9 protein-coding genes are annotated in these 11665 nt (G+C 63.4%); 4 read left to right on the top strand and 5 right to left on the bottom strand.

Translation table 11 applies throughout. The features are described from left to right. Positions 1-42: 42 nt before the first annotated feature. Complete coding sequence (locus tag KIP88_RS19320) at positions 43-1473, bottom strand: efflux RND transporter periplasmic adaptor subunit (protein ID WP_214489536.1); 1431 nt, start codon at positions 1471-1473, stop codon at positions 43-45. Next, positions 1463-2902: an efflux transporter outer membrane subunit gene (locus KIP88_RS19315; RefSeq protein ID WP_374226482.1), complete on the bottom strand. Its 1440-nt coding sequence runs from the start codon at positions 2900-2902 to the stop codon at positions 1463-1465. Before KIP88_RS19315 ends, KIP88_RS19320 begins: the two co-directional genes overlap by 11 nt. 452 nt (positions 2903-3354) lie before the next feature. Here KIP88_RS19315 and KIP88_RS19310 point away from each other — a divergent pair, with 452 nt between their 5' ends. The 4 genes from KIP88_RS19310 (at position 3355) to KIP88_RS19295 (ending at position 7961) form a co-directional block, all read left to right on the top strand. Further along, a complete protein-coding gene (locus tag KIP88_RS19310; protein ID WP_214489534.1) occupies positions 3355-4680 on the top strand; it encodes an NAD(P)/FAD-dependent oxidoreductase in 1326 nt (441 codons plus the stop codon). A gap of 2 nt (positions 4681-4682) precedes the next feature. Continuing rightward, the gene (locus KIP88_RS19305; protein WP_249790871.1) at positions 4683-5546 is read left to right on the top strand and encodes a DUF1365 domain-containing protein; all 864 of its coding nucleotides are present in this window, start codon (positions 4683-4685) and stop codon (positions 5544-5546) included. 55 nt (positions 5547-5601) lie between these two features. Further along, positions 5602-6831, top strand: coding sequence for a cyclopropane-fatty-acyl-phospholipid synthase family protein (locus KIP88_RS19300; protein WP_214489532.1), 1230 nt, complete (start codon positions 5602-5604; stop codon positions 6829-6831). 89 nt (positions 6832-6920) lie between these two features. Then, a complete protein-coding gene (locus KIP88_RS19295) occupies positions 6921-7961 on the top strand; it encodes a cysteine synthase A (protein WP_214489531.1) in 1041 nt (346 codons plus the stop codon). Positions 7962-8177: 216 nt separating this feature from the next. Here KIP88_RS19295 and KIP88_RS19290 read toward each other — a convergent pair whose 3' ends face one another. Genes KIP88_RS19290 through KIP88_RS19280 form a run of 3 tightly spaced genes read right to left on the bottom strand, consistent with a single transcriptional unit; the run spans position 8178 to position 11651 of the window. Then, the gene (locus KIP88_RS19290; protein WP_249790870.1) at positions 8178-8921 is read right to left on the bottom strand and encodes an amino acid ABC transporter ATP-binding protein; all 744 of its coding nucleotides are present in this window, start codon (positions 8919-8921) and stop codon (positions 8178-8180) included. Between the two features lie 10 nt (positions 8922-8931). Continuing rightward, positions 8932-10449: an amino acid ABC transporter permease gene (locus KIP88_RS19285; RefSeq protein WP_214489530.1), complete on the bottom strand. Its 1518-nt coding sequence runs from the start codon at positions 10447-10449 to the stop codon at positions 8932-8934. Next, entirely contained in the window at positions 10449-11651 is a 1203-nt protein-coding gene (locus tag KIP88_RS19280; protein WP_214489529.1) for an amino acid ABC transporter permease, read from the bottom strand. The genes KIP88_RS19285 and KIP88_RS19280 overlap by 1 nt, the downstream gene beginning before the upstream one ends. Positions 11652-11665 lie beyond the last annotated feature (14 nt).

The raw sequence follows: 11665 nt of genomic DNA, 5'->3' as shown, positions 1-11665 counted from the left end.
GTCCTCACTTGCGAATTCATTTATAGGCGTGCGGCGTATCGATCACGGCTGCGACTTCGCCGCGCCGCCCGATGGCTCGGCCGGTGCCGGGCCGGTTTGTCCCTTCTGATCGCCCTCGCCGCGCTCGCGCTTGCCGCGGTGCTCGCCGTCCTTGCCCTGACTTTCCCGGGCTTGACCTTCCTTCGCTTGGCCGTCCTTGCCCTGACCACCCTTGGAGTCTCCCTTGGCATCTGGGCTGCGGCTGCGCTTGCGCGGCGCGAGGTCGGCGGTCGGCGCGCGGTCATCGGTGCCGATCAGGACCCTGGCGCCGTCGGATAGATTGGCAAAGCCTGTCGTCACGACGCGGTCGGAGGTGGAAAGGCCGCTCGCGATCACGGCATCGTTTTCGTTCTGCTGCGTCACCACGACCGCTTTGGCGGTCGCGACATTGTCGGGGCCGATGACGTAGCTAAACGTGCCGGCCGGGCCGCGCTGCACTGCCGAGGACGGAACCACGATCGCCTTCTCGATCGTTTCGACCTTCAGCCGCACATTGACGAATTGTCCGGGCCAGAGCTGAAACTTGGCATTGGGGAATTCGGCCTTCAGCTTCAGCGTGCCTGTGGTCGGATCGACCTGGTTGTCGATGCCCTTGAGCGTACCCGTATCGACGACCGTCACGCCGTCATTGCCGAACACGTCCACCGCCAGCACGCCCTTGCCGGCGGCGGCGTTGACCCGCACGATCTGCTGCTGCGGCAGGCTGAACTGCACCGCAATCGGCTGCAACTGGGTGATGATCACAAGACCCGTTACGTCAGCCGCGCGGATGATGTTGCCCTGGTCGACCTGGCGCAGGCCGGCACGCCCCGACAGCGGCGCGATGATCTTGGTATAGCCGAGCGTCGCCTTTGCGTTGTCGATAGCGGCCTGGTCGGCATTTACCAGCGCCTCCTGCTGGGCCACCACCGCGCGCTGCGTATCGGCCTGTTGCTTGGAGCCGGCGTTCGATGCCGCAAGTTGCTGATAGCGCGCCAGATCGAGCTTCTGGTTGGCAAGCAGGGCTTCATCCTGCGCCTTCTTCGCCACCGCCTGGTCGTACTGCGCCTGATAGATCACGGGATCGATCTCGCCGAGCACGTCGCCCTGCTTGACGTCCTGGCCTTCGACGAAATTTACCTTGATCAGTTTGCCGTCGACCTGGGCGCGCACCGTCACCGTGTTCAGCGCGCGGACCGAACCCACCGCGTCGAGATAGACCGGGACATCCTGCGTGCGCGGCACAGCCGCCAGCACCGGCACCGGGAGGTCGGGGCGTGCACCGGGCCCGCCACGGCCGGTCTGCTTCTGCTGAAAGGCGTTCCAGCCGAGATAGCCGAGCCCGCCGAGGATCAACAGCGTGATCGTCAGCGACACCATCCGGCGGCCAATGCCCCGCGCCACGCGCTTGCCGGCCGTCTTCGCGTCGTCCTTTAGTTCCGGCTTAAAGAGCATCGACCGGCCTTTCCATCCTAGGCTCCCAGCCGCCCCCCAGCGCCTGATACAGACTGACGATCGCCTGCAGCCGGGCCAGTTGGGCCTGCCACAGCAAATCCTCCGCCTGGAATAACGTCGTCTGCGTATTTAGCACAGTTACGATATCGGCGGTTCCAGCCCGCAACTGCTGCTCGGCAAGCTGGAAGGCCCGCCGCGATGCCGCCACCACTTCGCGCTGCAGCCGCAGCCTCTCCGTGGTCTGGCGGATCGAGTACAGGGCATTATCGACATCGGCAAAGGCTTGCACCACGGTCTTGCGATAGATCTGCAGCAACTCGTCCTGCCGCGCCTTGGTGAACTCGAAATTGCCGAGGATCCTGCCGCCGTCGAAGATCGGCTGGGTCAGGCTGCCGACCATGCTGAAGAAGGCGGCGTGCGGCTGAAACAGCGAGGACAGCGCCGAGCTTTGATAGCCACCCTGCCCGGTCAATTGGATGCTTGGAAAGAATTGCGCGCGGGCATTGCCGACATTGGCGGTCGCCGTGGCAAGCTGCGCTTCCTGTCGGCGGATGTCAGGGCGCTGCGTCAGCAACTCCGACGGCAGGCCAGGCGTGACCCGCGGCGAACCGATCTGGTTGAGTGACCCGCCCTTGACGCGAACGGATTCCGGCGGCCGCGACACCAGGGTTGCCAGCGCGTTGATGTTCTGGTCGAGCGTCTGTTTCAGCGGTGGCACCTGCGCGCGCTGGTTGGCGACCACACTCTCCTGCTGCGCGACGTCGAGGTCGGTGCCGGTCCCGGCTTTGAAGCGGTCGCGGATGGCGTTGAGGATGCGCTCGGCGCTGGCGATGTTCTGCTGCGCGGTCCGAAGCCGGTCCTGAGCGGTTAGCACCTGGAAATAGGCGTTGGCCACCGTCGTCAGCGTGGTTAGCGCGACGACGTCGCGGTCGAAGCGGTTGGCGACCGCGATCTCTTCGGCCGCCTGCGCGGCGTCGCGGTTCTTGCCCCAGAAGTCCAGCTCGTAACTGGCGCTCAGCGAGGCCGAATAGTTGACCACCTCACGGCCGCCAATGCTCAAACCGCTGGCGCTCGATCCGGAGGTGCGCGAATAGCTCTCCGAGCCGCTGCCGCTAAGTGTGGGCAGCAGTGCCGCGCCCGCGATCCGCGCCTGTGCATCGGCCTGCCTGAACCGCGCGGTAGCCGCCGCAATGTCCAGATTGACGGTCTGCGCCTCCTCCATCAGGCCCGTCAGTTCCCGCGAACGAAACCCGCGCCACCAGTCGAGCGTCGGCGGCGCGTCCGCGGCCTTCGAAGGCCGCGCCGCCTTGTAGCCCTCGGGTATGTCGAGCGCGGGGTCGGGAAGATCCTTGGTCAGGATGCAGCCGGAGGAAGCGGCGACGAGGACAAACGCCGCCAGCGATCGCGCCAGCCGCTTGCCGGCCGGAATAAGGGCAGGCCAGCCTTCAATCGCAGCAGTTGCAGTTCGCTGGGTCACACCCGTTCTCCACCGGGCAAATCCCGGCCCGGCGCACGGCGAGCGCTTCTCCTGATGGCCTGCGTTACGTTCACGGGGTGATGCTTCCGTTGGATCCGAAGCACCATACTACCCTTGCGACTCGGGCGCGGACAGCCCCACGCAGCCTTCACCAATCACCGGTTTGGACGCGTAAAACCGGCGGCAAAGGCGCTCCCTTCCCCTTATTTTATAGGGTTTGGAACTCTATCGGGACGCCGCGGGATCGCCGAAATCTTACGAAGATTTCATGGGGCTTTCCCGGGTTTTTTCCCCTGTTCTGACGTCCCCGCATCGCCCGCCGCACAGCGAATCCGTGCCTGTGGCCGATCTGAAACTCCGGGAACAGCCCCCCGTATCTCGCAGCGTGCAACGGAGGGCCAAAAATGCGGGTCGCGGTGGTCGGGACGGGAATCAGCGGCAATGCCGCGGCCTGGACCTTGTCGAATCATTATCAGGTCACCGTCTACGACCGCGAACTCAGGCCCGGCGGCCACAGCCATACCGTCAGCATCGACTATGACGGCGCGCGGCTTGCGGTCGACATCGGCTTTATCGTCTACAACGAACTGAACTATCCGGACCTGACGGCGCTGTTTGACCATCTCGGTGTCGAGACCGTCGAAAGCTGCATGAGTTTTGCGGTGACGGCGGATACCGGCCGCTTCGAGTGGAAGGGCGGCGGCAACAATTGGTTCGAGACCGCATGCGGATTGTTCGCGCAGCCGGGCAACCTGCTGTCGCCCTCCTACCTCTGGATGCTGCGCGACATCCTCACCTTCAACCAGCAGAGCATCGAGGATTACGCGGCCGGAAAACTGGCCGGGCTGACGCTCCGCGAATATTTCCGCACGCGTCACTTTGCGCCGCGGCTGCTGACCGATTATCTGGCGCCGATGGGCGCGGCGATCTGGTCGGCGCCATCGAGCGAGATGCTGGACTTCCCGGCCGAAAATTTCGTCGCCTTCTTCGCCAACCATCGCCTGCTGCAATATGACCGCCCGGTCTGGCGCAGCGTGAAAGGCGGCAGCCAGCACTATGTCGAAAAACTCACCGCTTCATTCCGCGACCGGATCAAGCTTGGCTGCGCCGTCACGGCAATCGAGCGCACCGCGCATGGCGTCGTCGTCCACGACAGCCACGGCAAGGCCAACAGCTACGATCATGTCGTGATTGCTTCCCACAGCGACCAGGCGCTGGCGATGCTGTCGGATGCCGACGACCGCGAGCGCGCGATACTGGGCGCGATCGGCTATTCCCCCAACACGATCTATCTGCACCGCGATCCCGCGCTGATGCCGAAGCGCCGGCGCGCCTGGGCTTCGTGGAATTTCCTGCGCTGGCCGCGCCAAGGGGGCCTCGATCAAAGCGTCGGTAACGATGTGTCGGTGACCTACTGGATGAACCCGCTGCAGGGCATCGACGACGACAAGCCGTTGTTCGTCAGCCTCAATCCGCCGGTCACGCCCGACCCCGCACTGACCTTCGGCAGGTACCTGTGCGAGCATCCGCAATATAACGCCAGAGCCTTTGCCGCCCAGAAGCGCCTGCCCGAAATTCAGGGCCGCCGGCATACCTGGTTCTGCGGCGCATGGACGGGATACGGCTTCCACGAGGACGGATTGCGATCAGGCCTTGCGGTTGCCGAAGCGCTCGGCGCGGTGGCGCCATGGCGCCAAGCGCCGCCCGAACTGGCGGAAGCTGCGGAGTAGCCATGCGCGAGCCCCCAATCAGATCAAGGAAACCCAACGCTCCTGCCGCGGCAGCAGCGCTTTACGTCGGCGACGTCATGCATGCGCGGCTGAAGCCGATGGGCCATCGCTTCAACTATCGCGTGATGAGCCTCTTGATCGATCTCGACCGGCTGGCGGACGCCGACCGGCAGTCGCCGCTGTTCGGCGTCAACCGCGCGGCGCTCTACAGCTTCCACGAGGCCGACCATGGCGAGCGGGACGGATCATCCTTGCGCGCCTACGCGCAACATTGCGCGGCCGAGCGCGGCATCGACCTCACGGGCGGACGGGTGCTGCTGCTCTGCTATCCCCGCCTGCTCGGCTACGCGTTCAATCCCCTGTCAGTCTATTTCTGCTACCGCGCTGATGGTGAGCTGGCGCTGCTGATCTATGAAGTGCGCAACACCTTCGGCGACATCCATGCTTACGTCCTGCCGGTGCTATCTGGCGAAATCAGCGACGCCGGCGTGCGGCAGCAACAGGACAAGCTGTTGTACGTCTCGCCCTTCATCGAGATGGCGATGCTCTATCATTTTCGCGTGCTGCCGCCGGGCGAGCGTGTGCAACTGCGAATTCTGGAAACCGACCGCGAAGGCCCCCTGCTCGCTGCAACTTTCAATGGCAGCCATCGTGCGCTCAACACCAGGCAGTTGCTGCGGGCGTTCTTCGCCCTCCCGCTGGTCACAATCAAGATCACAGCGGCGATCCACTGGGAGGCGCTGCGGCTCTGGCTGAAGGGCGCTCGGCTGGTGCCGCGGAAGGACGCAGCCCTCAATACCGGCTTGGCGACCGGGAATGGCAACGATTATACTACGCCGGCGTTGTCCACCCGTGCCAAGGTTTGAAGCAGGGTCGATCGACCATGCGAGGCCGGGTAAACCGCCATTCGATGGATCGCCCATGTCCGAGCTGATTTCGGTCACATCGGAAACCGTAGACGCGACGTTTCCGGAATTGCCCCGCCTGGTCCGGCTTGCGCTGGGCTTTGGTTCAAAGCTGCAACACGGCACGCTCGATGTGACCTTGGCCGACGGCCGCATTGTGCGGCTCGGCGGCAACGGTCCCGGCCCCGCCGCAGCGATGACAATCTATGATTACAGCTTCGCCTCGCGGCTGCTGCGCGGCGGCGACATCGGCATTGCGGAAGCCTATCTGCGCGGCGAATGGGACACGCCCGACCTCACGCAATTCCTCTATCTGTTCTGCGTCAATCAGGACTGGATGCAGACCATGCTGGTCGCCAACCCGCTGACGCGCACGTTCCAGGTCGTCCGGCACTGGCTCAACCGCAACACGCGGCGGCAGGCCCGCCGCAACATCTATGCGCATTACGACATCGGCAACGCGTTCTATTCGGCGTGGCTCGATCCCAGCATGACCTATTCATCAGCGCTGTTCGAGGACGACACCTCCGACCTGACGGCAGCCCAGCACAACAAATATCGCCGGCTTGCCGAGGCAATAGATCTGCGGCCGGGCCAGAAGCTTTTGGAGATCGGCTGCGGATGGGGCGGCTTTGCCGAATACGCCGCCAAGACGTTCAGCGCCAAAGTCGTCGGGCTCACCATCAGCAAGGAGCAGCGCGATTTTGCCCAGGCGCGCATTCACGATGCCGGCCTCAGCGACAAGGTCGAGATCAGGCTGCAGGACTATCGCGACGAGCGCGACCGCTATGACCGGATCGCCTCGATCGAGATGATCGAGGCTGTCGGCGAGCAATTCTGGCCGAAATATTTTTCACAGTTGCGCGACCGCCTGCTGCCCGGCGGGCTGGCAGGCATACAGGCCATCACCATCCAGGACAGCCTGTTCCAGACCTATCGCCGCGAAGTCGATTTCATCCAGCGCTACGTCTTTCCGGGCGGCATGCTGCCCTCGCCGCAGATCCTGAAAGCGCTCGGCGAGCGCTTCGGCGTTCCCGTCATCCGCGAGCGCATTTTCGGGCAAGATTATGCCAGGACGCTTGCGATCTGGCGAAGCAATTTCCGCGCGGCCTGGCCCAACCTGACGCCGTCAGGCTTCGACGATCGCTTCCGGCGGCTGTGGGAGTATTACCTCGCCTATTGCGAGGCGGGGTTCCTGTCCGGAAATATCGACGTGCGTCAGGTGGTGTTTGCGAAATCGGGCTGACAGCCCTGTTTCAGCGCTGGCTTGTATGCCCTGCGGCGGTCCTTTAGGGTCGCCCAACGATTGGGCAAACAAACCGGCAATTTCAAAACATGGCCTACAACAAAGACGTTATCGAAGCGATCGGCAACACGCCCCTCATCAAGCTCAAGCGCGCATCTGAGCTGACCGGCTGCACCATTCTCGGCAAGGCCGAATTCATGAATCCCGGCCAGTCGGTCAAGGACCGCGCGGGCAAGTGGATGATCCTGGAGGCCGAGAAGCGGGGCGAGCTCAAGCCCGGCGGCCTGGTGGTGGAATCGACTGCGGGCAATACCGGCATCGGGCTCGCCGTCGTCGCGAACGCCCGCGGCTACCGCACGCTGATCCTGATCCCGGAAACGCAGAGCCAGGAAAAGAAGGACATGTTGCGGCTGTGCGGCGCCGAGCTGGTCGAGGTACCGCAGCTGCCCTTTTCCAATCCCAACAACTATCAGCATGTCGGGCGGCGGCTGGCCGCCCAGCTTCGCAAGACCGAGCCGAATGGCGTCTTGTTCGCCGACCAGTGGAACAACCTCGACAACGCCAAGGCGCATTACGAGTCCACCGGACCAGAGATCTGGGAGCAGACCGGCGGCAAGATCGACGGTTTTATTTGCTCGGTCGGCACCGGCGGCACGCTGGCCGGCACCAGCCGCTACCTGAAGGAGAAGCACCCGGGCATCGTCAACGCCTGCGCCGATCCGCATGGCTTTGCGATGTACGAGCTGTTCAAGCACGGCACCGCCAAATCGACGCCGGGCGACTCGATCACCGAGGGCATCGGACTAGGCCGCGTCACGCCCGTGATCGAGACGGCCAAGGTTGACGATGCTTTCCTGATTTCGGACGAGGAAGCCGTAACGGTGATCTATGAGCTGCTCGAGCAGGAAGGCCTGTGCCTCGGCGGCTCGACCGGCGTCAACATCGCGGGTGCGATCCAGCTTGCGAAGCAGCTCGGGCCGGGCAAGACCATCGTCACCATCCTCGCCGACTCCGGCAACCGTTATCAGTCAAAACTGTTCAATCCGGCGTTCATGCGCTCGAAGAACCTGCCGGTGCCGGCATGGCTGGAAAAGCGCACCAAGATCGAGGTCCCGTTCGAGAAGGTGTGAGGGGATTCCGTAGCCCGGATGGAGCGCAGCGAAATCCGGGGGCTGGTGCCGCGTCCGGGATTCCCGGATTGCGCTGCGCTCCATCCGGGCTACGTCATTACCTGATCAGTGCCGCAGCTTCGTAGGGTGGGCAAAGGCGCGCTGGCGCCGTGCCCACCATCGCTCAACGGCGATACCGTTGGTGGGCACGCTGCGCTTTGCCCACCCTACGATCGATCAGTGCCGCAAGATCTGGCTCAAAAACAACTTCGTCCGCGCGTGCTGCGGATTGGCGAAGAATTCCTGCGGCGTGTTGGACTCGATCACCTGGCCGGCGTCCATGAACACGACGCGGTTGGCGACTTCGCGGGCAAACCCCATTTCGTGGGTGACGACCAGCATGGTCATGCCTTCCCTGGCGAGATCGACCATGGTGTCGAGCACTTCCTTGACCATTTCGGGATCGAGCGCCGAGGTCGGTTCGTCGAACAGCATCACCTTGGGATTCATCGTCAGCGCGCGGGCGATCGCGACGCGCTGCTGCTGACCGCCCGACATCTGGCCCGGATATTTGTTGGCCTGGTGCGGAATCTTGACCCGCTCCAGATATTTCATCGCGGCCGCCTCAGCGTCCTTTTTGGGGATATTGCGCACCCAGATCGGGGCCAGCGTGCAGTTCTCCAGCACGGTCAAATGCGGAAACAGGTTGAAGCTCTGGAACACCATGCCGACTTCGCGCCGGACCTCGTCCACCTTCCGCAGGTTCGGCCCCAGTTCGATGCCGTCGACGACGATGTTGCCTTCCTGGAACTCCTCCAGCGCGTTGATGCAGCGGATCAGTGTCGACTTGCCCGAGCCGGACGGGCCGCAGATCACGATGCGCTCGCCCTTGGCGACATCGAGGTTGATGTCGCGCAGCACGTGAAAATCGCCATACCACTTGTTGAGGGTGTTAATTCCGACGATCGGGTTTGCGGTCATGGCCATATACTCAGTTGCGCCGATGTGCGTTCAGCCTGTTCTCGACGAACAGCGAGTAACGCGACATCCCAAAGCAGAAGATGAAATAGATGATCCCGGTGAAGGCAAAGCCGGTGAACAGCGTGGTGGGCGTCGACCAGACCGGATCGGAAAACGCCGCGCGCATCGATCCCAGCAAATCGAACAGCGCGACGATCGAGACCAATGAGGTATCCTTGAACAGGGCGATGAAACTGTTGACGAGGCCGGGGATGACGTGGCGCAACGCCTGCGGCATCACGATCAGCGCCGTGGTCTTGCCCCAGGACAGGCCGAGCGCGCTCGCCGCCTCGCCCTGCCCGCGCGGGATCGCCTGCAGGCCGCCGCGGATGGTTTCGGCCTGGTAGGCGCCGGCAAACAGCGCGATCCCGATCAGCGCCCGCATCAACCCGTCGATGGTAAAACCCGCCGGAACGAACAGCGGCAACATATAGGTGGCGAAGAACAACACCGTGATCAGCGGAACGCCGCGCCAGAACTCGATGAAGGCGATCGAGAAAATCCGGATCAGCGGAATCGACGAACGTCGGCCGAGCGCGAGCGCAATGCCGACCGGCATCGACGCGACGATGCCGATCACCGACACCACAAGCGTCACCAGCAAGCCGCCCCACAACCGCGTGCCGACCACCGGCAATCCGCCACGGTCGAGCCCCATGACCGCGATGACGATGCCGATACCGGCGAAGATCGCAAGGCAGGTGACAAGCGGGCGCCAGCCGGAACGCAGGCCGCCACTCAGCCAGAACAATAAGGCCGACACGATCACGGCAGTCGCCGCGAGGTCGGCCCAAACCGGACTGCCCGTTGCCTGAATCTGGTCACGCAACCACGTCAGCGGCCAGATGACGTACGAAAGAACGACGCCCACTGAGAACCCCAACCATCCGAGCAGAGACAGGAACGGTCCAAAAATCGGATGGCTCGCATTGATGCCGGCAACACCGGCATTCTTGATTCCACTTGTCAGACTCGACAGCAACTCCGCGGTCCAACTCACCCCTAAACCGTCGAGGCCGCCACCATGCAGCAGAAAGAACGCCACGACCGGCAAGGCGAGGAAGAAGAGTATGGCGTTGGGCGCTTTGCCCGGCAGCCGCGGAATCAGCAGCGGCACCAGCAGGATCGCGGCAAGAACGAACACCAGGTTGACGCGCCATCGCTCCGGCTCAGGATAGAATCCGTAGATGAACTGCGAAAACTTGGCCTGAATGAACGGCCAGCAGGCGCCAACCACGTCGCCCGGACCTTTCGGAAGGCAGGCGGTGCGATCCTGACCGGTCCAGACCGCGTCGATCAGCGTGAACCTGATCGCGGGCACGAGGATGAACCAGAGCAGCAACGCGCTGACGATGGTGATCAGGATATTGGTCGGCGAATTGAACAGGCGCGTGCGCAGGAAGCCGACAAAACCGGTGGTCTTTACCGGCGCCGGCCGCTCGCCGACGAGTTCCTGGCGAACGAACACGGATGGTGTGGTTTCGCTCATCACCCCATACTCCGGCTGATACGCCATCCGTAGAAACTCATGATCGCACTCGTGACCAGCGAGATCAGCAGATAGACGCCCATGGTGATGCCGATGATTTCGATCGCCTGCCCGGTCTGGCTCAGCGTCGTGCCGGCGAATACGGAGACGAGGTCGGGATAGCCGATCGCCACCGCCAGCGAGGAGTTCTTGGTCAGGTTGAGATACTGGTTGGTGAGCGGTGGCAGGATGACGCGCATCGCCTGCGGGATCACGATCAGCCGCAGCACCGAACCGCGCTGCAGCCCGAGCGAGGAGCCGGCCTCCATCTGTCCCTTGTGGACGGACTGAATGCCGGCCCGCACGATCTCGGCGATGAAAGCTGCCGTATAGGTCGAGAGCGCCAGCGCCAGGGCGACGAATTCCGGAATGACGCGCGCGCCGCCGGCGAAGTTGAACCCCTTCAACGCGGGAATTTCAAACGAGACCGGAGCACCAAAGATCAGGGCGCTGATCAATGGCAGGCCGATCACCAGGCCCAACGCATAGGGCCAGACCTTGATGACCTTGCCGCTCTCGAACAATTGCCGGCGCGCGTAGCGCGACAGTGCAATCGCAGCAACGATCGCCACCAGTACCGCAACGACGAACGGCTCAAAACCGGGAGTGCCGATCGGCTTTGGAATGACCAGGCCGCGGTTACTGATGAAGAAGCTGTCGAAGATCGAAATGCTCTGCCGCGGATTGGGCAGCGCGGCGAGGACGGCGAGATACCAGAACAGGATCTGAAACAGCAGCGGCAGATTACGTATCAGCTCGACATAGCCGCCCGCGATCCGCGACAGCAGCCAGTTCGGCGACAGACGGCTGAGCGCGACGATGAACCCGATCAGGGTCGCAAAGAAGATGCCGATGACCGAGACCACCAGCGTGTTCAGCAGCCCGACCAGAAACACGCGGGTATAGCTGTCGGACCCCGAATAGGGGATCAGGTTCTGGCTGACGTCAAAGCCCGCGGTATTGGCGAGGAACCCAAAGCCCGCAGTGATCCGCTGCGCCTGCAGATTGGCGCGGGCGTTGGCGACGATCTCGTAGCAGATCCAGGCGAGGGCTGCGACGAACAGGAGCTGGAGCACGAAACCGCTCCAGCCCGTCCGCCCGCCCAGCGCCCGCTGCAGCCTGGGAAGTAGCTGCGACGGTGGTTTTCGGGGTTCGATGGCCATCGCCGCAGCCCCTC

Source organism: Bradyrhizobium sp. SRL28, assembly GCF_018596315.1.
GTDB lineage: Bacteria > Pseudomonadota > Alphaproteobacteria > Rhizobiales > Xanthobacteraceae > Bradyrhizobium.
This window is presented reverse-complemented; position numbering and strand designations above follow the sequence as displayed.